Origin of the sequence: Sinomonas flava, from assembly GCF_039531875.1 — a bacterium.
Lineage (GTDB): Bacteria > Actinomycetota > Actinomycetes > Actinomycetales > Micrococcaceae > Sinomonas > Sinomonas flava.
Map to the genome: position 1 here is coordinate 799,669 of NZ_BAAAQW010000003.1, position 22,855 is coordinate 822,523.

24 protein-coding genes are annotated in these 22,855 nt (G+C 68.3%); 14 read left to right on the forward strand and 10 right to left on the reverse strand.

Annotated features, from left to right (window positions below):
• Nucleotides 1–122: 122 nt before the first annotated feature.
• The 8 genes from ABD298_RS06320 to rplM all read right to left on the reverse strand — a co-directional run bounded on the left by ABD298_RS06320 (nt 123) and on the right by rplM (nt 9,746).
• Nucleotides 123–1,199 carry a methyltransferase gene (locus ABD298_RS06320; protein WP_344298792.1) on the reverse strand — a complete coding sequence of 359 codons (1,077 nt, stop codon included), beginning with the start codon at nt 1,197–1,199 and terminating at the stop codon, nt 123–125.
• A 142-nt stretch (nt 1,200–1,341) separates the two neighbouring features.
• Nucleotides 1,342–1,671, reverse strand: coding sequence for a hypothetical protein (locus ABD298_RS06325; protein ID WP_344298794.1), 330 nt, complete (start codon nt 1,669–1,671; stop codon nt 1,342–1,344).
• 105 nt (nt 1,672–1,776) lie between these two features.
• Nucleotides 1,777–3,126 (reverse strand): phosphoglucosamine mutase, encoded by a 1,350-nt coding sequence (gene glmM / locus ABD298_RS06330; RefSeq protein ID WP_344298795.1) that lies wholly within the window; start codon nt 3,124–3,126, stop codon nt 1,777–1,779.
• 69 nt (nt 3,127–3,195) lie between these two features.
• Entirely contained in the window at nt 3,196–4,131 is a 936-nt protein-coding gene (gene ppk2 / locus ABD298_RS06335; RefSeq protein ID WP_344298796.1) for a polyphosphate kinase 2, read from the reverse strand.
• Between the two features lie 81 nt (nt 4,132–4,212).
• Nucleotides 4,213–6,567, reverse strand: coding sequence for a coiled-coil domain-containing protein (locus ABD298_RS06340; RefSeq protein WP_344298797.1), 2,355 nt, complete (start codon nt 6,565–6,567; stop codon nt 4,213–4,215).
• Between the two features lie 261 nt (nt 6,568–6,828).
• Nucleotides 6,829–8,511, reverse strand: coding sequence for a PxKF domain-containing protein (locus ABD298_RS06345; protein ID WP_344298798.1), 1,683 nt, complete (start codon nt 8,509–8,511; stop codon nt 6,829–6,831).
• Between the two features lie 249 nt (nt 8,512–8,760).
• Nucleotides 8,761–9,264 (reverse strand): 30S ribosomal protein S9, encoded by a 504-nt coding sequence (gene rpsI, locus ABD298_RS06350; RefSeq protein WP_208709852.1) that lies wholly within the window; start codon nt 9,262–9,264, stop codon nt 8,761–8,763.
• Nucleotides 9,265–9,302: 38 nt separating this feature from the next.
• A complete protein-coding gene (gene rplM / locus ABD298_RS06355) occupies nt 9,303–9,746 on the reverse strand; it encodes a 50S ribosomal protein L13 (protein WP_208709854.1) in 444 nt (147 codons plus the stop codon).
• 521 nt (nt 9,747–10,267) lie between these two features.
• On the opposite strand from rplM, the gene ABD298_RS06360 reads away from it, so the two are divergent.
• The 13 genes from ABD298_RS06360 (at nt 10,268) to ABD298_RS06420 (ending at nt 21,078) form a co-directional block, all read left to right on the forward strand.
• Nucleotides 10,268–10,465, forward strand: a complete 198-nt coding sequence (locus ABD298_RS06360) for a Flp family type IVb pilin (protein WP_344298799.1) — start codon at nt 10,268–10,270, stop codon at nt 10,463–10,465.
• 85 nt (nt 10,466–10,550) lie between these two features.
• Nucleotides 10,551–10,919, forward strand: a complete 369-nt coding sequence (locus ABD298_RS06365) for a TadE/TadG family type IV pilus assembly protein (RefSeq protein ID WP_344298800.1) — start codon at nt 10,551–10,553, stop codon at nt 10,917–10,919.
• A 44-nt stretch (nt 10,920–10,963) separates the two neighbouring features.
• Nucleotides 10,964–11,929 carry a pilus assembly protein TadG-related protein gene (locus ABD298_RS06370; protein WP_344298801.1) on the forward strand — a complete coding sequence of 322 codons (966 nt, stop codon included), beginning with the start codon at nt 10,964–10,966 and terminating at the stop codon, nt 11,927–11,929.
• A gap of 77 nt (nt 11,930–12,006) precedes the next feature.
• Nucleotides 12,007–12,747, forward strand: coding sequence for a Flp pilus assembly protein CpaB (cpaB, locus tag ABD298_RS06375; RefSeq protein WP_344298802.1), 741 nt, complete (start codon nt 12,007–12,009; stop codon nt 12,745–12,747).
• The gene (locus ABD298_RS06380) at nt 12,744–13,940 is read left to right on the forward strand and encodes a CpaE/TadZ family protein (protein WP_344298803.1); all 1,197 of its coding nucleotides are present in this window, start codon (nt 12,744–12,746) and stop codon (nt 13,938–13,940) included. Before cpaB ends, ABD298_RS06380 begins: the two co-directional genes overlap by 4 nt.
• Nucleotides 13,941–14,149: 209 nt before the next feature.
• Nucleotides 14,150–15,466: a TadA family conjugal transfer-associated ATPase gene (locus ABD298_RS06385; RefSeq protein ID WP_425564347.1), complete on the forward strand. Its 1,317-nt coding sequence runs from the start codon at nt 14,150–14,152 to the stop codon at nt 15,464–15,466.
• A 5-nt stretch (nt 15,467–15,471) separates the two neighbouring features.
• Nucleotides 15,472–16,413, forward strand: a complete 942-nt coding sequence (locus ABD298_RS06390) for a type II secretion system F family protein (RefSeq protein ID WP_344298806.1) — start codon at nt 15,472–15,474, stop codon at nt 16,411–16,413.
• Between the two features lie 10 nt (nt 16,414–16,423).
• Nucleotides 16,424–17,302, forward strand: a complete 879-nt coding sequence (locus ABD298_RS06395) for a type II secretion system F family protein (RefSeq protein WP_344298807.1) — start codon at nt 16,424–16,426, stop codon at nt 17,300–17,302.
• The gene (locus ABD298_RS06400) at nt 17,299–17,466 is read left to right on the forward strand and encodes a Flp family type IVb pilin (protein WP_344298808.1); all 168 of its coding nucleotides are present in this window, start codon (nt 17,299–17,301) and stop codon (nt 17,464–17,466) included. Before ABD298_RS06395 ends, ABD298_RS06400 begins: the two co-directional genes overlap by 4 nt.
• A 138-nt stretch (nt 17,467–17,604) precedes the next feature.
• On the forward strand, nt 17,605–18,387 hold the full coding sequence (locus tag ABD298_RS06405; protein WP_344298810.1) for a hypothetical protein: 783 nt from the start codon (nt 17,605–17,607) through the stop codon (nt 18,385–18,387).
• 82 nt (nt 18,388–18,469) lie between these two features.
• Complete coding sequence (locus ABD298_RS06410) at nt 18,470–19,051, forward strand: TetR/AcrR family transcriptional regulator (protein WP_344298811.1); 582 nt, start codon at nt 18,470–18,472, stop codon at nt 19,049–19,051.
• Nucleotides 19,052–19,523: 472 nt separating this feature from the next.
• Nucleotides 19,524–20,723: a hypothetical protein gene (locus ABD298_RS06415; protein WP_344298812.1), complete on the forward strand. Its 1,200-nt coding sequence runs from the start codon at nt 19,524–19,526 to the stop codon at nt 20,721–20,723.
• 58 nt (nt 20,724–20,781) lie between these two features.
• Entirely contained in the window at nt 20,782–21,078 is a 297-nt protein-coding gene (locus ABD298_RS06420) for a hypothetical protein (RefSeq protein WP_344298813.1), read from the forward strand.
• Nucleotides 21,079–21,085: 7 nt separating this feature from the next.
• Here ABD298_RS06420 and ABD298_RS06425 read toward each other — a convergent pair whose 3' ends face one another.
• On the reverse strand, nt 21,086–21,328 hold the full coding sequence (locus ABD298_RS06425) for a hypothetical protein (RefSeq protein ID WP_344298814.1): 243 nt from the start codon (nt 21,326–21,328) through the stop codon (nt 21,086–21,088).
• Between the two features lie 225 nt (nt 21,329–21,553).
• A complete protein-coding gene (locus tag ABD298_RS06430) occupies nt 21,554–22,432 on the reverse strand; it encodes a tRNA pseudouridine synthase A (RefSeq protein WP_344298815.1) in 879 nt (292 codons plus the stop codon).
• Between the two features lie 186 nt (nt 22,433–22,618).
• On the opposite strand from ABD298_RS06430, the gene ABD298_RS06435 reads away from it, so the two are divergent.
• Nucleotides 22,619–22,831 (forward strand): Flp family type IVb pilin, encoded by a 213-nt coding sequence (locus ABD298_RS06435; protein ID WP_344298816.1) that lies wholly within the window; start codon nt 22,619–22,621, stop codon nt 22,829–22,831.
• The last annotated feature ends 24 nt before the right edge of the window (nt 22,832–22,855 follow it).

Sequence of the window (22,855 nt, forward strand, 5' to 3'; positions counted from 1 at the left end):
CTGACCCGTCACCGCACAGACCGGACCCCTGCGCACCGGAACACTGCACGCTCAACGACCAGGGGGTCTCAGGACCTGTGAGCCTCGACGACCCCGCGCACCCCGCGACTCCGGGCCCAGCCCTACACCGCGACGAGTTCGACGATCCCGTAGACGCCCGTGTCGATGACGCGGGCCGGCTCGAAGCCCGCGGCCGCCCCCAGTGCCTGGTGCTCGGCAGCAGAGCGCTGGCGGCCCTCGGTCTGGGCGAGCATCATGAGGTCCGAGACCGAGACCGGGAACGCCGCGACATTCTGCTCCTGGAGCCACTCCAGCACGAGAACCGTCGCGCCCGGCACCGCGGCCGCGCGGACGTTGCGGAGGATCTGCCGGCACTGGTCGTCGTCCCAGTCGTGCAGGACGTCCTTGAGGAGGTACAAGTCGGCCCGGGCCTCGAAGCCCTCGAACAGGTCCCCCTGGACGGCCTGCACCCGCTCCCCCACGCCCCGCGCGGCGAGGTACTCCCCCGAGGCAGCGAGGGGCCCCGCCTGGTCGACCAGCACGCCGTCGAGCGTCGGCCGTGCCCGGAGCACCTCGGCGAGCATCGAGCCGATGCCGCCGCCCACGTCGCACACCGTGCCATGCTCGGGCCACGGGTAGGCGGCGACGATGAGCGGAGCCGCCAGGAGCGTGAGCTCGTGCATGGTGCGTGCGAAGCCCGCCTCCTCGTCGGGGTGCGCCGCCATGTGCTCCCACAGGGTGGTCCCGGTGGCCTCGTTGAAGGCGGGCTTGCCGTCGGCGAGGGTCTCGGGGAGCCGGAGCCAGCCGGCGAGGACCGCGTCCGAGGTCACGTAGCGGATCCACCCGGCCATGGAATGCGGGCTGTCCTCGATCAGGAGCCTTCCGGTGCGCGTGAGCGTGAAGCGGCCGCCGGCGTCGAGCCTCACAAGCCCGTAGACGGCGAGTCCGCGCAGGACGCGGTGGACGGTGTCCGCGTGGAGGCCCAGCTCTGCGGCGACCTGCTGCGCCGTCTTCCGCCCGGTGGCCAGCGGCTCGATGAGGCGGGTCTTCACGGCCGCGCGCATCAGCGCGACCGCTGCGACTCCCCCGCTGACCTCCAGGAACCGGGCCTGGGCGGGCTTGAGCGCGGCCGAGGCCCGTTCGAGGGCGGCGCTGAGCCGTTGGACGGCGCGAACGACAGGTGGCGGCGGCGGGCGCATGAGGCGAGCGTACCGTTCTGCTCAGGCTGGGGTTCCCGGGCGGCGTGTCGGCGCACGACACGCCGGGCCAGCACGCTCCAGCCGCCTCAAACTGAGCAGGAACGGACCGGCCCCGCCGGCGCGAGCGCGGTCCTGCGAGGCCTCAGCCCTCAGTGCTCTGCACGCCGGGCATCGCCAGGAACTCGAGGACCTCGATGGTGCCGCCGGATTCGGTGTGCGGGTGGCCCTCCAGGAGGCCCTGGACCTCGCCGAGCGAGCCGCCCTGCATGATCGAGAAGCCGCCGATGGGATCGCCGCCGCCGGGACCCGCGACGCTCTGGACCGGCGAGCCCATGTCCACGAGGGCCGCGGCGGCCCGCTCGCCCCACGCGTTCCACGCGTCCATGCCGGCGGCGGCCGCTGCAGAGTCTGTGTTGGCCATCTGCTCACGGGCAGTGCGCGGCGAACGGTAGAGGATCAGGAACTTGGCCACGGCGACTCCTCAGCTCAGCGGGACGGCCCGGATCAGGACCAAGCTCATGGTTCAGCCGGGGAGCGGCCGCGGCAAGGGCCAGCGCCCTCGCCCGCGGCGGGAGTCCTACGTCAGGGCGAGCTGGCTCTCGACCACTCCCGCGAGCCGCTCGGCGATGGCCTCGGCGGTCGCCTCGTCGGCGGCCTCGACCATCACGCGCACCAAGGGCTCGGTGCCGGAGGGACGCAGCAGAACCCGCCCGGTCTCCCCGAGCTCTGCCTCGGCGGCAGCGACAGCCGCCGCGACGCCGTCGTCCGCGCTGACGCGAGCCTTGTCCACGCCCTTGACGTTGATGAGCACCTGCGGGTAGCGGGTCATCACGGCGGCGAGGTCCTTGAGCGGCCGGCCGGTGCGGGCCACCTGGGCGGCGAGCTGGAGGCCGGTGAGGACGCCGTCGCCGGTGGTGGCGTAGTCGGAGAAGATGACGTGGCCGGACTGCTCGCCGCCGAGCGAGTACCCGTGCGCGCGCATCTCCTCGAGGACGTAGCGGTCCCCCACGGCGGTCTCGCGGATGGTGACGCCGGCCTCGCGGAGGGCGATCTTCAGGCCGAGGTTGCTCATGACGGTCGCGACCAGGACGTTGTCGCGCAGCTTCCCGTCGTCCTTGAGGGCCAGGCCGAGGATGGCCATGATCTGGTCGCCGTCCACGACGGTGCCCTCGTGGTCGACGGCGAGGCAGCGGTCGGCGTCGCCGTCGTGCGCGATGCCGAGGTCGGCGCCGTGGGCGATGACGGCGGCCTGGAGCTGCTCGAGGTGGGTGGAGCCGACGCCGTCGTTGATGTTGAGCCCGTCCGGCTCGGCGCCGATGACGACCACGTTCGCGCCGGCGTCCTTGAAGACCTGCGGGGAGCAGCCGGAGGCGGCGCCGTTCGCGCAGTCGAGGACCACCGTGAGGCCGTCGAGGCGGTGCGGGAGGGTGGTGAGGAGGTGGACGATGTAGCGGTCCTCGGCATCCGCGAAGCGCTGGATGCGGCCGACGCCGGCTCCGGTGGGACGGACGGGCTCCTCCGAGAGGAGGGCCTCGATCTGGTCCTCGGTCTCGTCGGGGAGCTTGTGGCCGCCGCGGGCCAAGAACTTGATGCCGTTGTCCGGGGCCGGGTTGTGGCTGGCGGAGATCATGACGCCGAAGTCCGCGCCAAGGTCCGCGACCAGGTAGGCGGCGGCCGGGGTGGGCAGCACGCCTGCGTTGAACACGTCCACGCCCGCGCTCGCGAGGCCCGCCTCGACGGCGGCGGAGATGAACTCGCCGGAGGCGCGGGGGTCGCGGGCGACGACGGCGCGGGGCCGGGCGCCGTCGGCCACCTGCCGGTGCCCGAGGACGACGGCGGCCGCCTGGGAGAGCTTGAGGGCGAGCTGGGCGTCGAGAAGGCCATTGGCCAGTCCGCGGACGCCGTCGGTACCGAAGAGCCTAGTCACAAGCGCCTAGTCTACGGCGGTTGAGCGAAGTCGAAACCCGCCCCGGCGGTTGAGGCCGATGCCGAAGCCTCAGTCCCGCAGCACCGGGAACCGCGCGGAGTACGTCTCGCCCTCCTCGAGGACCTCCGCTGCGGGCCCCACGATGAGCGGATCCGGCGCGTGGGCGACCTTGAGGTCCTTCTTGTCATAGGGCGTCACGTGGAGCACGTAGCGCATGGCCTCGAGGCGGGCACGCTTCTTGTCATTGCTCTTGATGACGGTCCACGGCGCGTCCCCGGTGTCCGTGTAGAAGAACATGGCCTCCTTCGCCTCGGTGTAGGCGTCCCACTTGTCGAGGCTGGCCATGTCCGTGGGCGAGAGCTTCCACTGCTTCACCGGGTCCGTCTCGCGGGAGGCGAAGCGGTTGAGCTGCTCCTCGCGGCCCACGGAGAACCACAGCTTGTGCAGCCGGGTGCCGGAGTTGACGAGCATCCGCTCGAATTCTGGGGCCTCGCGCATGAACTCGTGGTACTCGCTCGGGCTGCAGTAGCCCATCACGCGCTCGACGCCGGCCCTGTTGTACCAGGAGCGGTCGAACATGACGATCTCCCCGCCGCTGGGCAGGTGCGCGACGTACCGTTGGAAGTACCACTGCGTGCGCTCTTCGTCGGTGGGCTTCTCGAGGGCCACGATCCGCGCGCCGCGGGGGTTGAGGTGCTCGTTGAACCGCTTGATCGCCCCGCCCTTGCCGGCCGCGTCGCGGCCCTCGAAGAGGATGAGGACCTTCTGGCCGCTCTCCTTGACCCAGAGCTGGAGCTTGAGGAGCTCGATCTGGAGGGCGCGCTTCTGGCGCTCGTAGGCGGGCCGGGAGAGCTTCTCCGTGTAGGGGTAGCCGTGGCGCCACGCGTGCGGGTCGGCGCTGGGCCTGACCTTGTGGTCGACCTTGCCGATCTCGCGGAGCTCGTCCAGCTCTGCGGCGTAGTCCTCGGTGACGGAGAGGCGCGGATCCTCGGGGTTCGGTCCCATGAGTGAAGGGTAACGCCGCGGGCGACGACGACGAACGCCCGGGTGCCGAACGGCACCCGGGCGTCCCCCAACTCGGTTGAGCTACTTGCCGGGAACGAGGCAACCGCCGTTGGCGATGGTGCCGTCGATCGCGGTGATCTGGGCTTGGACGGAGGCGAGCTTGTCCTGAAGGCCAGCTACGACAGCCTTCTGGGCAGCGACCGCATCCCTGTTCGTTTTCTTCTGCGTCTGGAGATTACGGAGGGTGGCCTGTGCATCGCTGACCTGCTGGTCGAGGGAGACAGACTGCTGCTGCAGGCCAGCGAGCTGCTTCTCCGTGTCCGAAACCTGCTGGTTGAGGCTGTCGAGCTGTTCCAGGAGCGGATTAACCAGGTTCTGCAGATCAAGGACTTTTTGCTCGGCAACCTTGATCTGCGCGTTCAGGTCAGTGAGCTTCGCGACGAGGACGTCGCTAGCGGCGTTGAGCAGGACGAGCTCGCCCTGCTTCGTGTTCACAGCAGCATTCGCCTGATCGACAGCATCCTGAAGCGCCGGCAGCTGGTCCTGGAGGGACTTGAGCTCTGCCTGCTTGTCCCTCACGGCCTGCTGGGCCGCGGTCAGGGCGTCATTTGCCGCTGTGAGTGCGCTCTGGAGCTGGGTTAGCTTGTCCCGCTGCGCTGACACTTCCCTGACGGCCGCATCACGGTTCTCAGTCAAGCCCGGCAGTGCGTCCTCCAGATTCTTGACCACGGCCGCCTGCGCGTCCACGGCGGCCTGAGCAGCAGCCGCGGCACTCTGCAGGGTGCCAAGGTCAGACTGGAGGCCCTGAAGCTCCGCCTGCTTTGCCCCGACGGCGGTGTTGGCGGTGTCCACGGCGGACTGCAGCGCGGGCAGCTGGCCCTGGAGCGTGGTGAGATCAGCCTGCTTGGTCGTCACAGCGTCGTTGGCGCTCGCGAGCGCTGCCTGGAGTGGCGCCGCCTGCTGCTGGAGCGCGCTGCTGTTCTGCTGTGCCGTCAGGAGCTGCGCGTTCAGCGTGTTCACGTTCGCCTGGAGGGCCGTGAGATTGCCCTGCAGGGAGGCGATCTGACCGTTCGTCGTGGTGATCTGGTCGTTTACTTGGTTCAGCTGCGTCTGGTCCTTAGCCAGCTGGGCCTGCGCATCCAACTTTTTCCTACCCTGGGAGTTCGTCGGATAAGAGTCGATGATCGCCTGCTGGGCGGCGATATCGGCCTCCAGGCTCGTCTTCTGCTGCTGCAGAGGCGCGAGGGCGTTCTGGGCGGTGGTGAGTTCAGCCTGCTTCGCCGTCACCGCCTGCTGCGCGGCGGCGACCTGGGACTGGAGGGTGGTGATCGACGCATTGGCGTCGGCGATTGCCTTCGTGTTGGCGTCGACGGCGTCAGCGGCCTGCTTGGCCGTGGCCTGCAGCGAGGCCAGGTCGGTCTGGGCCTGAGCGATCTGAACCTTCTTGGCTGCGAGGGCGGCCGCGGCCTGCTGCGCCGTCGCCTGCAGCCCGGCGAGGTCCGTCTGGGCTTGGGCGACCTGAGCCTTCTTGGCCTCGACGGCGGCCGCGGCATCGCCCGCCGTCTTCTGCTTTGCCGCGAGGTCCGCCTTGGCGTCAGCCACCGCCTTGAACTGAGCGTCGAGCGTGGACTGCGCGGTGGTTGCGATTCCCTGGAGCCGGGTCAGCTCGGCCGTTGCAGCGTCGACTGCGCTCTGCGCGGCCTTCACATTGTCCGCCGCCGTCTGTGCGGCCGCCTGGAGGTTCGCGAGTTCACCTGCAGCCGAGTTGATCTGGAGCTGCTTGGCGTCCAGGGCGCTCTGGGCGTCGGCCGCGGCCTTCTGGAGCGTGGCCTGCTCGGCATTGGCCGCGGCGATCTCCTGGTTCTTGGCGTCGAGTGCTGCCTGAGTGCTGGTGGCCTGGTTCTTGAGGTCGGCGCTGGCCGCCTGCGCTGCAGCGAGCTCGTCCTGGAGAGGCGAAAGCTGGGAGGTCAAGTCCGCCTGCTGAGCGCGGAGCGTCGCGAGTGTGGATGTCGCAGTCTCGATCTCCTGCTGTGTGGCGGTCTGCTGCTGTGTCAGCGACTTGACCGAGGCCTCAGCGGTCGAAATCTGTTGCTCGAGTGCAGCGAGGTCGTCGTCAGCCTGCTTGATCGTTGCGTTGAGGCCAGCGATCTCCGTGTTGAGCGCGTCCGCCTGCTTCTGCAGATCCGCCCTCTTGGCCTGAAGCACGGCGATCGCGTCAGCGTTCCGCTTCGTCGCGGCCTTGAGCAGGTTCTCCTGGATTGCGCCACGGTGCGCCAGCTGGTTGACCACACCGTTGCAGACGCCCTGCGTGCCCGCAGGCCCGTCGGCCTGCGCGGGCAGCCCGACGGTGAGCAGCGTTCCCGTGATGCCCGGGACCAGGACGGCAGCCGCGAGGGCCCGCCTGAGCCGGGTTGTGCGGGTAAGCGAGTAGTTCATGATTCCTCCGAGTGGGTGCGAAGGGACACCAACCGAGACCTGAGACGCCGAGGTGGCAATAGCAGAAGGTTGAGATCCCGTGAGCCGGGGCTCGCGGTGGCGCCGAAGCGCGAATGCACGATGTGTCCCCTTCATCGTTGGCATTGCGCCCGACTCTGGACGCATTTCAAACGCTATGCGCCTCCCGCGAGCCCCGCACCACTTGTTTTGCAAACCGAGTACTCGAAAACATCTGTCATGAAAACGGCAGCGCCGCCGGCACTACTTCGTGAACGAGAACACTGCCGAGTGCACGGTCCCGTCGGCAAGCCGCACGGACACCGTCCCGCTCTTTCCGGCCCACGCCCGGTCGGTCTTCCACAGGTACGTGTACTGGCCGCTCGCGGCGTCGTAGGTCAGGCCCGCACCGGGGAGCTTGCCGCTCTGGTCGATCGCCTCCCCCGCGAGCGCGCCGCCGCTCACCGCGAAGGTGGGCGCGCCGTCGAGCACCCCGAGGCCGCGGTCCCCGCCGAGGCTGAAGCTCAGCGCGACGTCCCGCCCGGCCCTGGCCACGTTCACCCTGTCCGTGTCCACGCTGCGGAAGAAGCCCGCGAACGGGTACACCACGCGGTAGGAGCAGGACGCGGACGACGTCGCGTGCCCCACCCGGTCGCTCGCCGCACCGGCCGCGAGGGTCTCCGTCCGCGCGCCCACGGCGTCGGTCACGAGGCTGAGGGAGCCGGCCGACGCGCCGGCGACGCCGGACCCGCCCGCCTCGTCCGAGGCAGTCCAGGTCCCCGACGTCGCCGAGCCGACCACCGCCTCGGCCGGGCAGTCGAGCGCGACGGTGGGTGCCGCGCCGTCGACCGCGCCGGAGACCACCGCGTGGTTCTTGTTCAGCGCCGCGTCACGGGCGACCCCGGTGATCCGGAACGGGCCCGCCGCGGCCACGGTGGCGCTGCCGGTCACGCTCGTGACCCCGCTGCCGGCGGAGCCGTCGGGCAGGGCCGGGTCGCCGGCGCTGGCGAAGGCCACGCCCACGGAGTCGCGCCACCAGCCGGTCCCGTCAGGGGCCGTGTACTCGGGGCCGCGGCTCGTGGTGTACGACGGCGCGTTGGGCGCCCCGCGGTCGACGACCACTGCCGCGCTCGGCGCGCTCGGGGCGCTCGAGAGCGCGGGCGCCGTCGTGCCCGCTTCGACGGCGGTGACCCGGTAGCTGCGCGTCCCCTCCTCCGGGGCGGCCAGGGTGAGTGCGGTCGAGGTGAGGCCGGTGATGACGGTCTTCCACTCGAGGTCGTCGCGGTCGCGGGTCTCGACGGTGTACGTGAGCGGGTCGCCCTCGGCATCGGTGGAAGCCGCCCACGAGAGCGTGAGCGACCCGCCCGTGACGCGGGCGGAGACGGACGGGGTGCCCGGCGCGGTCGGGGCGGTGTCGGCGTCGCGGCACCCGGCGGTCTCCCAGGTCACCCGCGTCTCGGCGTTGAGGACGACGGGTGCCTCCCCCGGTGTCGCGGAGGTCCCGCCGGCCCACCAGCGGATGGTGGTCTCCCCCGGCCCGTTCACCGTGGAGCGCAGCGCCATCTGGAACTCCGCGGAATCGCTGCGGGTGCCGTCGGGACGGGCGGTCCAGTCCGAGGGCAGCGTCAGCTCGGGCCAGGCGGTCGGGAAGTCGACCGTCATGCCGGCGGGCCAGCTGAGCACGCTCGCATCGAAGCTGACGGTGGAGCCGTCGGCGTAGACCGGCGCCGTGCCGCGAGCTCCCTGGCGGACCGCGGAGAGGAGCGTGCTGAACGGGATGGCCTGATCGCAGGCGATGATGCCGAGGGCGACATCCGTGCCCTCGGTGAGCACGTCGCCGTCGGCATGGAGCGTATCGGCGTGGGCGGGGACGGCGAGCCCCAGGGCGAGGGCTGCGGTCGCCGCGGAGGCGAGGGCGGGCCGGGAAAGATGTCGAGAACGGGTCATGACGGGGTCCCCCAAGGATTTTTTCCGACGGATCGGCGCCGCTGTCTGCGGCCCCGCCGCGAACCTAGCGCCCCACCCGGCCCCGTGCACCACTTGTTCCTGAACGCGTGTACTCAAAAACACCTGTTTGGCGAATTCCGGCCGGTTGGGGACCCGTCCGGGGACGCGGAAAGGCCCGCCCCGCGCAGTGCGGGACGGGCCTTCCGAACGGTGGTCGAGCGAAGTCGAAACCCCGCCCAACCAGCCGAATCAGCGCTTCGAGTACTGCGGAGCGCGGCGGGCCTTCTTGAGACCGGCCTTCTTGCGCTCGACCACGCGGGCGTCGCGGGTCAGGAAGCCGGCCTTCTTCAGGGCCGGACGGTTGTTCTCGACGTCGATCTCGTTGAGAGCGCGCGAGACACCGAGGCGCACAGCGCCGGCCTGGCCGGAGGGGCCACCGCCGTGGATGCGGACGATCACGTCGTAGGCGCCCTCGAGGTCGAGGAGCTTGAACGGGTCGTTCACCTCCTGCTGGTGCAGCTTGTTCGGGAAGTAGTTCTCGAGCGTGCGGCCGTTGATGGTCCACTGGCCGGAGCCGGGGACGACGCGGACGCGGGCCACGGCCTCCTTGCGGCGGCCGACAGCGGCACCGGAGACGGTGAGCGCCGGGCGCTCGCGCTTCGGGGCCTCGGCACCGGCGGGGGCGCTCTCGGACGTGTAGCTGGTCAGGTTCTCCTCGGCCTCGGCCGGGGCAAGCTCTTCGTTCTGAGCCACAGTGTTCTCCTTGATGAATTCTTGACTAGTGGCCAGGACTACTGGGCGACCTGGGTGATCTCGAAGGTCTTGGGCTGCTGGGCAGCGTGCGGGTGGTTCGGGCCCGCGTAGACCTTGAGCTTGGACAGCTGCTGCGCGGCCAGCTTGTTGTGCGGGAGCATGCCCTTCACGGCCTTCTCCACGGCGCGGACCGGGTTCTTCTCAAGGAGCTCCGCGTAGGTGACGGAGGTCAGGCCGCCCGGGAAACCCGAGTGGCGGTAAGCGCGCTTCTGCTGGAGCTTGGCGCCGGTGAGGGCGACCTTCTCAGCGTTGATGATGATGACGAAATCGCCCATGTCCATGTGGGACGCAAAGGTCGGCTTGTGCTTCCCGCGCAGCAGCGTTGCGGTCTGGCTGGCAAGACGACCCAGAACGACGTCGGTGGCGTCGATGACGTGCCACTGACGGTCGGCGTCGCCGGGCTTCGGAGTGTACGTACGCACAGTTGTTGCCTTCGTTTCTTGGTCTGGTGGGATGCCGGTGAGATACATCCCGTTCTTCGGTGCGCTACCGGACCAGAGGTGAGGGCTCCCAGACCAGTCATCCCGTGACACTCGAATGCGCCTCGGGAGCCGGCGTCCTGCAACTGGACACTCCCGCGGCGCGCACCATCGAGTCGAGACACGCACAACGACTATCAAGGATAGCCCGGCGCGGCAGGGCGGGTCAAAGCGGGTGCGGCGGCGGGGCGACCGCCCGCCTCATCCAGTCTCGCACGCGCGCACGACGCCGCTCGGCCGGCTCCCGGGGCACCCTCGCCTCTTCGCGGGCCGCCAGCGGGCCAGAACCGAGTACTCAGCCACCGGACCGAGTAGTCCCGGGGGTTATCAAAACAAACAAAAACAAGTACCGACCGAGTGTGGCGGATCTTTTCGCCCGGCATCAAGACTACCGGCATGGAACCCGACGGCGTTCATCTGGGGGTCGTTGCCCTGGTTCCACGGATTTCGAAAGAGGAATTCCCATGAACAAGTTCCTGGTCACCCTGCACATCTTCTGGAACGACATCACGAACACCGAGAAGGAGAAGGGAGCGACCGCGACCGAGTACGCGCTCCTGGTTGCATTCATCGCTCTCGCCATCGTTGGCGGCGTCACCGCCTTCGGCGGCCAGCTCAACACCTTCTTCACCGGCCTCGGGGCCGCAATCGGCATCCTCTGAGCAGGGTCTCGCAGCGCAGTCGTTTTCCGTGGCGGGCGCACGCCCGCCACGGAAATGACGTCTCTACTCGGGGAAGGGGGAAGAAATGCCACAGCTTCAAAGTAAAGAGCGCGGCGCTGCCGCCGTCGAGTTCGCTCTCGTCCTGCCCATCCTGCTCCTGCTGGTCGTGGGGATCATCGAGTTCGGCCGGCTCTACAACGCGCAGATCGTCATGACGAATGCCGCTCGAGAGGCGGCCCGGACCATGGCGGTCACCAAAGATGCGGGGCTGGCGGTGTCAGCGGCACAGGCTGTGGCGGGGGGCTACACCATCAATGTTGCTCCGGGAACCTGCACGCCCGACACCCAGGTGACCTCCACAGTCACCTCGCAGGTCGATCTTCTTACAGGCTCATGGTTCACCTTCGGCCCGGTCAACCTGACGGGGATAGGTGCCATGCGATGCGGCGGCTGATACGGCGCCTCAGAGGCGCTCATCCAGAGCGGGGTGCAACCGCAGTGATGGTCACCGTGCTCATGCTGGTCCTCGTTGGGGCTGGCGCTCTGGCCGTCGACATCGGCCGCATCGCGGCCTACAAGGCCCAGATTCAGAACGGGGCCGACGCGTCCGCCCTAGCTGTCGCGGCCTACTGTGCGAAGAACAAGACCTCGTGCACCACTACGGGAGCCAGTCTTGCGAATCAGTACACGCCGGCCAACTCGAATGGCGGAACCGCGGTACCGGCTTCAGTCACCTTCCCTACGTCCACCTCGGTCCGCGTGGTCAGTTCGTCACCAGCCGGAGGACTTCAGCTCACTCTCGCCAACGCCCTGAACATTGACTCGCAGGTTGTCGAGGCAGCGGCAACGGCCGTCTGGAAGCCGCCCGGCGGTGACGGAGGCTTCCCGCTCGCGCTTTCGGACAGCTGCTTCGATCTCGCCAACGCGTCGAACTCCGGCGACCTGCAGAAGTTCTCCTACAAGCCGGGCAGCGGCAAGAACGCGACGCCGACGAATATGCAATGCACACGGAACGCGAGCGGCCAAACCGTCCCGGGCGGGTGGGGATGGCTCAAGGAGTCGGACCCATGCGAGGCCACCACCTCAGCCAATGGAACCATTCCCTCAGATCCGGGGAACGATCCCGGAGACTGCAAAACCATCCTTGAGGGTTGGATCTCCACCCTTTCACAGAATAAGCCGGTCGAGGTTCTCTTCCCCGTCTTCAGCTACGCCGACTATCAAGGGAATTCGGCTCAGTATCACATTCTCGGATACGCAACACTGCAAATCTACGCTTGGCAGTTTAGTGGAACAGGGAACAGCCCCTACACATATATGCCTGGCAGTATTCCCGCGAAGGTCAAATGCACCGGCAGCGAGCGCTGTGTTGTGGGCAAATTCGTCCGCTTTGTCACCACCGAGGCGGAAACCGGCCCCGGCGGCAAGGACTACGGGTCCTACGCCGTCGCGCTGACGCAGTAAGAGTCGCACCGACGCCCGAGAAGCGCCGGCGCCCAAACAAGAAGGAGCTCGTCGTGAGGACCCGCCTACTGGGAGGCGTGGCCGCACTGATTGTCGCAATCATCGGCACCGTCCTGCTCATCACCTACGTCAACGGCGCCGATGCGCGCGCCCTTGCCAACACCGAAACGTCCGACGTCTACGTCGTGCAGAAGGCCGTCCCGGCGGGCACGCCGTCGGCAAGTCTCGGCGATGCCATCGCCAAGAAACCAATCCCCAAAGGTGTCACAGCCGTGGACGCCGTAAGCGATCTCGGCGACCTCCAGGGCCGGGTCGCAGCGGTCGACCTCCAGCCGGGCGAGCAACTCTTGGCTACTCGCTTCGTCGAGCCTGCAGAGCTGCGCGGACCGAGCAGAGCGGAGGTGCCTGCCGGAATGCAGGAAGTCACTGTCCGCCTGCCGATCGAACGTGTCGTGGGTGGGACTGTCTCTGCCGGCGACACCGTGGGCGTCTTCCTTTCATTTGCGAAGGAAGACGCCGCCTCCGCTCAGACGCAGCTGACGTATCACAAGGTCCTCGTGACGGGCTTCCAGATGGCCAGCGGTGCCAACGCTGAGAGCCCTCAGAACCAGCAGTCCGGCCAGAGCAGCGGTGGCATCAACAGCAACCGCAGCGCCGCGAACAATGGAGAGTACCTCGTGACCCTAGCTGTCCCCGCAGCCCAGGCCGAACGCATTGTCTTCACCACTGAATTCGGCAAGGTGTACCTCTCGAAAGAACCAAAGAACGCTGCGGAGGACTCCGCGGGCGTCGTAGACAGGACGAAGGTCTTCCGATGAGCCGCTATGCACTCGTCACGGCCGACGCAGGGTTCGAGCACCTCGTGCGGCTTGCCGTCGCCGGGCTTCCTGGTCTCCTCCAGAGCTTCCAGGCGGACTACCTGCCGACAGATGTGGATGACATTTTCGGTCAGCTGGTAGGCGACCCCCTCGAGGTCCTCATTCTCGGCCCAGACCTCAAGCCGGAGGAAGCACTCACCTTTGCGTCGGTGGTAGATGCAGCCCACCCCCACGTGAGCGTAGTCCTCACAGCGACGCCGACGCCGGACTTGGCTTTGGCCGCGATGCGCGCCGGCATTCGGGATCTCGTCCCCCCAGAGACGTCGATGGAGGGGCTCCGTGCACATATCGAACGGGCAAGGGCAGCAGCTGAGACACGTAGGGCGGCCGCGCCTCCCGCCGATGATGCCGCGGCCGGCGGGGGGCGGGGGCGGGTTATTCCAGTCATGTCGCCTAAGGGCGGCGTCGGAAAGACGACCATCGCGACGAATCTCGCCGTCGGCCTCGCAAAGCTGGCCCCCCTGTCGGTGGTCCTCGTGGACCTCGACCTCCAGTTCGGGGATGTCGCAAGCGGACTCATGCTGACTCCGGAACGCAGCGTCCTGGACGCTGTGAGCGGCCCCGTCGACTCCCTGTCGCTCAAAACATATCTGACACCGCACGACACCCAGATCTATGCGCTCTGCGCTCCCCGCAATCCTGCGGACGCAGACCGGATCACGACGGGAAGCGTCTCTGACCTCATCGACAGGCTCGCGAGCGAATTCCGGTACGTGGTGATCGATACCTCGCCCGGGCTTGGGGAACACGTGCTGGCCACCCTTGAGCATGCCACCGATGTGGTCTGGGTATGCGGTATGGACATCCCGAGCGTCCGCGGGCTCAAGTCTGGCCTCGAGATCCTTGAGGAGCTTCACATGCTCCCCGAGAACCGTCACGTCGTGGTCAACATGGCTGACCGGAAGGCAGGGATCACGGTCCAGGACATCGAAGCCACAATCGGCGTGCCAGTCGACATCATCCTCCCCCGCTCGCGTCAGCTCCCGCTCGCGACCAACCGAGGCGTTCCAGTGCTCCAAGACGGGATCCGCGACCCCGTGGCCAAGGGCCTGCGCCGACTAGTCGAGCGGTTCCGACCCCAATGGGACGAGCGTGACCACAAGCAGCTCCACCGAAGGGCGGTGTTCCAGTGAGCCTCTCCCAGCGACTCCGTCAGGCGCGCGGGACCGATGCGCCCGCTCCTCTGCAGATAGAGAAGGAGACACCGTCGGACGGCGGGGATCGCTCTCACCCCCCGCTGCCCGTCGGCCAACCGGATTTGGCTGAACCGACGAGCCAGCACGCGAACCTCGCGGTGCGCGTCGAGGCCAAAGCCGCCGCGGACGCCGAAGCTCGTCTGGCCGTGGGCGAGATCGCCACCTCGGGCGCTGTCCGGACGAGCCAAGCTCTGCGGGACCTCAAAGGAAAGGTGACGGCGGACCTCTACGAGCGAGTGGGAAACCGCATCACCGACTCCTCACTGAGCGAAGCAGAGCTGGGCGACTACGTCCGCAGCGAGCTGCGGACAGTGGTCGCCGAGCAGCACGTTCCGCTCACGTCGAGCGAGCGGGACCGGCTCATCAACGAGGTCATGGACGACGTCCTTGGTCTCGGCCCGATCCAACGCTACATCGAGGACCCCAGCGTCACCGAGGTCATGGTCAACCGGGCAGACCAGGTCTACATCGAACGACACGGGCAACTGTTCCCCACCGAGACGACCTTTGATTCCGAGGACCAGCTTCGCCGCGTTATCGAGCGCATCGTGTCCCGAGTCGGCCGCCGCATCGACGAGTCCTCGCCACTTGTCGATGCCCGGCTCACGGACGGGTCACGCGTTAACGCGATCATTCCGCCCCTGGCCGTGAACGGCGCCGCGCTGACGATCCGCAAGTTCTCACGGGAGGCCCTGAGCGTCGAGAAGCTGATCGAGCTCGGCACGCTCTCCCCCGAGATGGCTGAACTCCTGAGAGCGTGCGTCCAGGCGCGCCTCAATGTCATCGTCTCCGGCGGCACAGGCACCGGAAAGACCACTCTGCTGAATGTCCTCTCCTCATTCATCCCCCACAGCGACCGCATTGTCACCATTGAGGACGCTGTCGAACTCCAGCTGCAGCAGGAACACGTCGTCCGGCTCGAAAGCCGCCCGCCGAACATTGAGGGCCTCGGCGCGATCACCATTCGCGATCTGGTCCGCAACTCGCTCCGTATGCGGCCCGACCGGATCGTCGTAGGCGAGGTCCGCGGCGGAGAGACACTCGACATGCTCCAGGCCATGAACACTGGCCACGACGGCTCCCTCTCAACGGTGCACGCCAACACGCCCCGCGACGCGATCGCCCGCCTCGAGACCCTCGTGCTCATGGCCGGCATGGACCTGCCGCTGCGCGCCATCCGCGAACAGGTCTCGTCCGCCGTCAACGTAATCGTCCACCTGACCCGCCTCCGAGACGGGACGCGTCGCGTCACCCACGTCACAGAGGTGCAAGGAATGGAGGGAGACATCGTCACCCTCCAGGATGCGTTCCTCTTCGACTACAGCGCCGGCATAGACGCAAACGGCCGCTTCCTCGGTCGCACCATCGCCACGGGTGTGCGGCCGAGATTCACGGAGCGCTTTGCGGAACTGGGAATCCGGCTCAGTCCCAGCGTCTTCGGCAGCCAGTTCGGACGGATGTGATAGCCATGGATTCTCCTCTCGTCCTGGTTCTCGGGCTCCTCGGGGTGTACGTGGGACTCGGAGTCATCGTCGGCATCATGGTCAAGTCACGCAGGACTGTCTCCGCCGAGCGCAGGAGACCCGGGGTAGCCGCTGGTCCCTCCGCCCTGACGAAGTTCACCGACTCCGCCGTCGGTGCGATCAACCGCAAGCTGCGGGGACGCGATCTCCGGCTCGTCCCAGCGGACAAGTTCGAACAGGCAGGGGTCAGGTTCAGCGCTGGGGATTTCCTGCTCATGTGCGCGGCTGGCGCGGTTGCGGGCGCGGTCTCAGGGTTCCTTCTCGGGGGGCTCGGACTCGCCGTTCTGTTCGCGCTGCTGATGCCGGCGGCCATGCTTGTGTGGCTCAACCTCAAGGCATCGCGGCGCCAAGGGAAGTTTGCCGACCAGCTGCCAGACACACTGCAGATGCTGTCGGGCAGCCTTCGAGCTGGTCACAGCCTCCTGCGGGCTGTGGACGGAGCTGCTGACGAGGCCGAGTCTCCGATGGGGGACGAGCTTCGTCGGGTGGTCAACGAGACCCGGATCGGCAAGGACCTCATTGAGTCGCTCCTGGAGACGGCGGGACGTATGAAGAGCGAGGACTTCCTGTGGGCGGCGCAGGCCATCGAGACCCAGCGCGAGGTCGGCGGCAACCTCGCAGAAGTGCTTGAGAACGTCAACGACACGATCCGAGAACGAGCGCAGCTAGGTCGACAGGTGAGGGCCCTGAGCGCCGAGGGCCGCATGTCTGCGGGCGTGTTGCTCGGTCTCCCCATCATCATGCTCATTCTGCTCTCATTGATGAACCCGACCTATCCGCGGACCTTCTTCGGCTCGTTCGCCGGCTGGCTGCTGTTGGGGGTCGCGACCGTTCAGTTGGGCGTGGGCGCGTTCTGGCTCAGCCGCATCATCAAGCCGAAGTTCTGAAGGAGGATCCGTGTCCCCAATAGCGCTTGCCTCGATACTCGCGATCGTCGCGCCGCTCGTCTACTTCACGTGGGCACTTGCCGGCACCGACCGCTCGGTCCGGCGAACCATCGAGCAGAACCTCGGTTTGGGCAAGGCAGCCGCAAAGCACAGCACGAAGACGCTGCCTGAGGCCCTTCAAGAGATCTCGCGCAAGATCATGCCCGTCGGCTACGCCGCTTGGCTCGACCGAAAACTCGCCGGGATCGGCAGGCCCCGCAGCTGGCCGATCGAGCGAATCCTCGTCATCAAGCCGGTGCTCTCGCTTGCGGGTCTGGCCTTCGGGCTCCTGTTCTACCTGCGCTCCCCCAGCCCGCCTCTGGCCCTGCTGACCATCGGCCTCACGGCCCTGTTCTACTTTCTTCCCGACATCCTCTTGCACAACGGAGCCCAGAAGCGGCGCGAGGCGATGCGCATCGCGCTTCCCAACATGCTGGACCAGATGCTCATCTCGGTCGAGGCCGGCGTGGGGTTCGAAGCCGCCATGTCCCGAGCCGCCGAAAGCTCGACAGGCCCCCTCGCTGACGAGTTCGTTCGGACCCTCCAGGACATCCAGGTGGGAAGGTCCCGTCGGGAGGCCTACCTCGACCTCGGGGCGCGCACCGATTTCGCCGAACTTCGTTCCTTCATCCGCGCAGTCGTCCAAGCCGATCAGTACGGCATCGCCATAGCCAAGGTCCTTCGCGGCCAGGCCAAGGAGATGAGGGTCAAACGGCGTCAGCGTGCTGAGGAGCATGCCATGAAGATCCCCGTGAAGATCCTTTTCCCACTCATCGTCGCGATCCTTCCAGCGCTCTTCATCGTCGTCCTTGGCCCCTCGGTCCTGAACATCATGAAGCTGTTCTCATGACTCCCACGCACGAGGACGAACAGGGGGCCGTCGCAACCGAGTACGCGCTCCTCATGATGTTCATTGCGCTAGCCATCATGGGCGGAATCATCGTCTTTGGTACCCAACTCGAGCAGTCGTATCTCTTGATGGTGCAGCAGGTTGCCAATGCTCTCGGCGGATAGCCCGCTCTGGGCTTTCACCAACGGTCGGCCCCCGCACTAGCCCTCCACAGACCGGAGCCTCCTCCCGGCACCCAGAACCGGGAGGAGGCTCCTACCACCCGTCCTGCGCTCACCCCCAGACCTGAACCAGGAACCACCATGAACGGCAGATCTCCGACGGCCGCGTCCGCGCTCGACCCCACGCAATGGGCCTGGTACCGGGAATTCGGTGGCCTCCCCGCCGTGCCAGTCGGCACTCGCCGCCGGAACCGACGAATCGCCCGCAAGGCGGTGTTCCGCGGTGGCGCGTTGCTCGCTCTGGCGGGTGCCGCCGTCGTCGTTTCAGCCCTCCTGACAGTCCTCGGCGTCATCGATCCACTTGTAGAGCTGGCTTTTGGCTGGCTTGTTCTCGCCGTCCTCCCCGCCTGCCTCGCGAGCTTGGGAGTAACGGCCGTCCGCGCGCGACGCCGGAACATGACGGCGGCTTCCCGATGCGCGCGTGCTGAGCGGATCCTGGGCGATGCGGCGCCGGAGACCGCCACCGTCGCCGCCCTCCTCGAGTCGCTCCTGTCGATCCCGGGCACCGAGATCTTCCACTCGCTCCGCCTCGGCGGCGCCGCCCCCGCGAGCGCGGACCACGCCGTCGTGCGCGGGAACATCGTCTTCCTCCTCGAAGCGCAGCGTCGTCCGGGCCGGCCGAGCTCCCTGCACTCCGCGGCCGACGAATTCAAGGCGCTCCTCGGCCCCGACATCGAGGTCATCCCCGTCATGCTCGTCCACCCTCAGCGCGCCATGCCCTGCCCCACGATCTCGGCCGACGGCGTGCACCTCGCCTCAGTCGGGCAGGCGCTGGAACGCATCGGGGACACCCTCGCGTACTCGTTCGGCGACTGGCGGATGCGGCCAGACGTGCGCGCGTCACTCGTGTCGACGCTGGCCTAGCATTTTGCACACACGTTCGCTCTATGATTCGGGAGTGGACCCGCACACGCTTGGCCCCCCAGAACGCACCGGAGGTGCGAGCATGGTGCGCGACCACATCGTCGAGGCCGCCTATGAGCTCTTCTCCCGTCAGGGCCTCCGGGGGGTCAGCGTAGACGACCTCATCGCCGCCTCGGGAGTCGCGATCTCGACCTTCTACCGGCACTTCCGCTCCAAGGACGATCTCGTCCTCGCCTACCTCAGGCACCGCTTCACCGAGCGCCAGGCCGCCATCAGCGCGGCCCTCCACGACCGCGACGACCTCGAGAACTTGGTGCTGACGGTCTTCGACGTGTTCGACGGATGGTTCCGGCAGCGCTCCCCCGAGGTCGTCGGGCTCCTGCAGGTCCTCATAGAGATGGGCCCCGAGCACCCGCTCGGGCAAGCGAGCGCCGCCTACCTGTCGCAGACGAGGATGGGACTTCAAGCGGCAGCCGCCGCAGCGGGCCTCCGGGACCCCGAAGGCTTCGCGTGGTCCTGCCACGCCATCATCCAAGGCTCCATCGTCGCCGACCGCGAAGGGGACGCGGATGCCGCCGAGCACGGGCGCCGGCTCGCCGAGCTGCTGATGCGCCAGCACCGCGCCGCTGAACCAGATCCACAGGGGCAGGATCTGGCCTCCTGAGCCCTGCACGCCTTCCGCGACACACCGCGAAGCGAGGCCTCCCGACCGGGCGAGCGATGTTACAAAAGACGCCATAACATATTCAGCCTCGTGTCATGTAGACAGAACGCTCGTTCTACCTCCATGCTTGACCTTGTGACACACCACATGGCGGCTGGGGCCGTGAAGGTGCCGACGATGGCTCGGGCATACTCCCATGACTTCATGGGAAGCCCGCCCGGGCGAGGGCCCGGCTCGTCCGGGCCGACTCCGGCGTCACACTGCGCGGTGATCGAACGGACTGGCGTCCAGGACCTCGTCCTCCGCCCCCGGTCTTCCCCTGAGTCGCCGGCATGGCTCCCAGCACCACTCGCCGTCGTTCCCCGGTGCCCCACCGCCCCGGGCCCCGCGGAACGCAGCGAACTGATGGACCAGCTGCGCATCCTCTGCGGACTGCAGCACTCCACTCCCTCGACCAGACAGGAAGGCAGCCATGGGTATCCGATTCGGCCAAAGGCTCTCAGCTGAACGGCGCCGGCTGGCACTGAGCGTCGACCAGCTCAGCCGCGGCCTCTGCACCCCCAAGCAGCTTTCCCTCCTGGAGGCCGGGCAGCAGGAGCCCACCGACCGTCTCGTCCAGGGCCTCGCCGGCGCGCTGGCACCCGTACAGCAGCTCCTGCCGTCGCTGCTTGCCGAGGCGGCCTGGGACGTCCGCGACTACGCCGACTGCGCCCTGTACGCCCAGTCCGCCGCCCGTCTCGCCCTCGACTCCGGCGACCAGCGGCTCTGGCTCGAGATGACCGTCCTCCAGTCCGAGTCCCTCGCAGCGGAGGGACGCTTCAGCGAGGCGAGGGACGTCCTGCAGCTCCTCCTCATGGATTCCGACACCGGCCGCGAAAGCGCCGCAGTCCAGATCCTCCTCGCCCAGGCGTTCAGGGCACTCGGCGAACTCACGACGGCGATCGAGCACGCCTCCGAAGCCGTCGCCGTCGCCTCGAACGCCTCCGCCGACGCGGCAGACCGCGCCAAGGCCCTGCGGGAACTGGTCGCGGCCCTGACGGAGGCGGGACGGCTCGACGAGGCACGAGAACGCTGCGCCGAGCTCGAGTCACTCATCACCGAGCTGCCGCCCCAGACCGCGGGCGAAGCGCACTGGAGCATCGGGAACACCGCCTTCCTCACCGGCGACAACCGGCACGGGAGGGACCAGCACCGCCACGCATCCGAGCTCCTGCTCCCGCTCGAGGACATGCGCCTCTGGGCGCAGTTCAACCTCGACGCCGCCTCCGCGCGTCTCTCCGCCGGGGTCGCCGACGCCGACACGCAGGCCATGATCGAGCACGCCGAGATCGCGCTCGCCATCGCGGGCGGCACCGACCGCGACCGCGCCCTGGCCGACCTGAACCGCGCCCACTGGCTCTACCTCGAGGGCAAGATCTACGACGCCGCCCTGAGGCTCGACCACGGACGCCGCCGCCGCGCAGACCTCGGACTCCGGGCTGCGGGGGACGCGTCGATGCTGCATGCGACCATCGCCCAGCGCCTCGACTCCCCCGGCGAGGCACTGGAGCTGTTCCACGAGGCCCACACGAGGTTCGCCGACGCAGGCGCCTGCGCCAAGGCGCGGGACGCCCTCGCCGCGATCGTCCAGCTTGAGTCCCTGGCCGAAGTTGCGGAGGGCGCCGGGCGCTAGGACCGGTGCCGCACCGGCAGCCGTTCCCGCTGTCGGACCCCGGGCGCACAATGCGTCCATGCACACCGCGACCATGCCGAGCCGCCGCGTTCCGCGGCCCGTTCCGTCCCCGGCTCCGTCGGGGAACATCACGCGTGCCCTGAAGGCGCGCCCGGTCTGGGTGGACGTCCCCACCGACGACGGCGGCGAGACCCGCACCGCGGGCTTCGCCCTCGCCTGGACCCGCGATGCCGTGGAGGTGCAGGTGCTCTGGCGGAAGGAGTACTACGTGGCCGCCACGGAGTTCTGGGTGGGAGCCTCGAGGGTCCAGCGGCGCGTAATCGAGCCGCAGTGGCTGGGCCGTCCGGTGGCCTGACCGCCCGTCAGCGAGCTGCCGGGACCGGCCCGAGTCCCTCGCGCGCCAGGTCGTGGATCATCTGGTGGTAGCCCGAGAGGGCCAACGGGGGCATCTGGTGGAGGTCCTCGATGGTCGCATGCGGGCGGTCCACACGGACCAAGGAGAGGATCGCCAGATCCTCCTGGTCGTCGTCCAGAGCCCGGTACGGACCGACAGGACGCTCGGCAACCAGAGCCCGCGCGTACCGGCCGAGGCGCTCAGCGCCCATCGGAGTGCCCGTCAGCGTCCAGACTCGCACTAGATCATCAACGCCCACCATTGCTCTGCCCCCGTCCTACTGCTGATCCAGTGGTCCCACTGTGACAGCCAGGAGGGTGCGCTGTGATGAGGACTTTGTACTCGAATCCGGAGGAAATCTCCCCGGCCACCACCTGTGGCCGGGGAGCCTGTACTCAGGAACCGTCCTGCGCGCGGGCAGAGGCGGCTGCAGAGGTCAGCCCGCGATCTCGTCCCGCAGCGCCCGCGTCTGCTCGGCCCGGGCGGCCATCTCCTCGGCCGTCTCGGGGTACCCGACCTCCTCGAGCACAAGCGGGTGCGCCGGCGCGAGCCGCGTCTTCGCGTCCCGCACCCGCGCGAGCATCCGCTCGTGCAGCCACTCGGTCCGCTCGAGCCCCTCCCCGACCCGCAGCGCCGACCCGACGAGGGCCCTGACCATGTTGTGGCAGAAGGCGTCAGCGCGCACATGGGCGAGCACCACGCCGTCGTGCGTCCGCTCGAAGGAGAACTCCTGCAGCTCCCGCACGGTCGTGGACCCCTCGCGCGGCTTGCAGAACGCGAGGAAGTCCTGCAGCCCCAGCAGCTGCGCCGCGGCCCCGTTCATGCGCCCCACGTCCAGCGGCACCCTGTGCCACAGCGTGATCCCGCGCAGCACCGGGTCCCAGTGCTCCGGCCGGTCCGCGATCCGGTACGAGTATCGCCTCCACAGCGCCGAGAACCGCGCGTCGAAGCCCGGCGGAGGCACGACGGCGGAGCGCACCTCGAGCGCGCCGGTCTCCGCCCCGAGCACCCGGCTCAGCGCCCCGCGGAGCCTGCGCACGAGGACATGACCCGGGGCGTCCGGCGACCTCCGCGCGAGCCCCTCCCACTCCCCGGACGCGAGGTCCAGGTGCACCACCTGCCCGCGCGCGTGCACGCCCGCATCGGTCCGACCCGCCACGACGACGCGCACCGGCCGGCGCAGGATCAGGGCGAGCGCCTCCTCGAGCGCGCCCTGGGCCGTGAGGAGCCCGGGCTGCACGGCCCACCCGCTGAACGGCCCGCCGTCGTACGCGAGATCGAGGCGCACGCGCACGGCGTCGGGCTCAGGAATCATGCCCCCAAGTCTAAGGATTCCCGCAGGAACAGCGCGCCGGAAGCGCAGGTTCCGCCCGCTTCCCAAGGGTTCCCCGAGCTTCACCCCAGATCAGCTGCCAGGGCCGTCCCGGGTCCGTAACTTCGATGGTGGAGCTGGTGATCGGAACCAGCCGACAACCACACCACACCCCCTCAGGAGCACAGAATGCTTTCCATCATCGCCACCCTGCACACCGCCGGCCTCAAGCTCAAGGAGCGCGTCCTCTCGGGCGAGAAGGGTGCCACCGCCGTCGAGTACGGCATCATGGTCGCCCTCATCGCGGTCGTGATCATCGCCGCCGTCGCCACCCTCGGCGGCAGCCTCAACGACGCCTTCACTAACATCAACGGCCACATGCCGGCGAAGCCCGCCGCCTGACCAACGGCGGAACCGTCCCGGGCC

Bases quoted from the DNA above. Each gene is read 5' to 3' on its own strand.
- ABD298_RS06320 (WP_344298792.1), bottom strand. From the start codon at position 1,199: ATGCGCCCGCCGCCGCCACCTGTCGTTCGCGCCGTCCAACGGCTCAGC.
- ppk2 (WP_344298796.1), bottom strand. From the start codon at position 4,131: ATGGGACCGAACCCCGAGGATCCGCGCCTCTCCGTCACCGAGGACTAC.
- ABD298_RS06340 (WP_344298797.1), bottom strand. From the start codon at position 6,567: ATGAACTACTCGCTTACCCGCACAACCCGGCTCAGGCGGGCCCTCGCG.
- ABD298_RS06345 (WP_344298798.1), bottom strand. From the start codon at position 8,511: ATGACCCGTTCTCGACATCTTTCCCGGCCCGCCCTCGCCTCCGCGGCG.
- ABD298_RS06360 (WP_344298799.1), top strand. From the start codon at position 10,268: ATGAACAAGTTCCTGGTCACCCTGCACATCTTCTGGAACGACATCACG.
- ABD298_RS06365 (WP_344298800.1), top strand. From the start codon at position 10,551: ATGCCACAGCTTCAAAGTAAAGAGCGCGGCGCTGCCGCCGTCGAGTTC.
- ABD298_RS06380 (WP_344298803.1), top strand. From the start codon at position 12,744: ATGAGCCGCTATGCACTCGTCACGGCCGACGCAGGGTTCGAGCACCTC.
- ABD298_RS06390 (WP_344298806.1), top strand. From the start codon at position 15,472: ATGGATTCTCCTCTCGTCCTGGTTCTCGGGCTCCTCGGGGTGTACGTG.
- ABD298_RS06400 (WP_344298808.1), top strand. From the start codon at position 17,299: ATGACTCCCACGCACGAGGACGAACAGGGGGCCGTCGCAACCGAGTAC.
- ABD298_RS06405 (WP_344298810.1), top strand. From the start codon at position 17,605: ATGAACGGCAGATCTCCGACGGCCGCGTCCGCGCTCGACCCCACGCAA.
- ABD298_RS06410 (WP_344298811.1), top strand. From the start codon at position 18,470: ATGGTGCGCGACCACATCGTCGAGGCCGCCTATGAGCTCTTCTCCCGT.
- ABD298_RS06415 (WP_344298812.1), top strand. From the start codon at position 19,524: ATGGGTATCCGATTCGGCCAAAGGCTCTCAGCTGAACGGCGCCGGCTG.
- ABD298_RS06420 (WP_344298813.1), top strand. From the start codon at position 20,782: ATGCACACCGCGACCATGCCGAGCCGCCGCGTTCCGCGGCCCGTTCCG.
- ABD298_RS06425 (WP_344298814.1), bottom strand. From the start codon at position 21,328: ATGGGCGCTGAGCGCCTCGGCCGGTACGCGCGGGCTCTGGTTGCCGAG.
- ABD298_RS06430 (WP_344298815.1), bottom strand. From the start codon at position 22,432: ATGATTCCTGAGCCCGACGCCGTGCGCGTGCGCCTCGATCTCGCGTAC.
- ABD298_RS06435 (WP_344298816.1), top strand. From the start codon at position 22,619: ATGCTTTCCATCATCGCCACCCTGCACACCGCCGGCCTCAAGCTCAAG.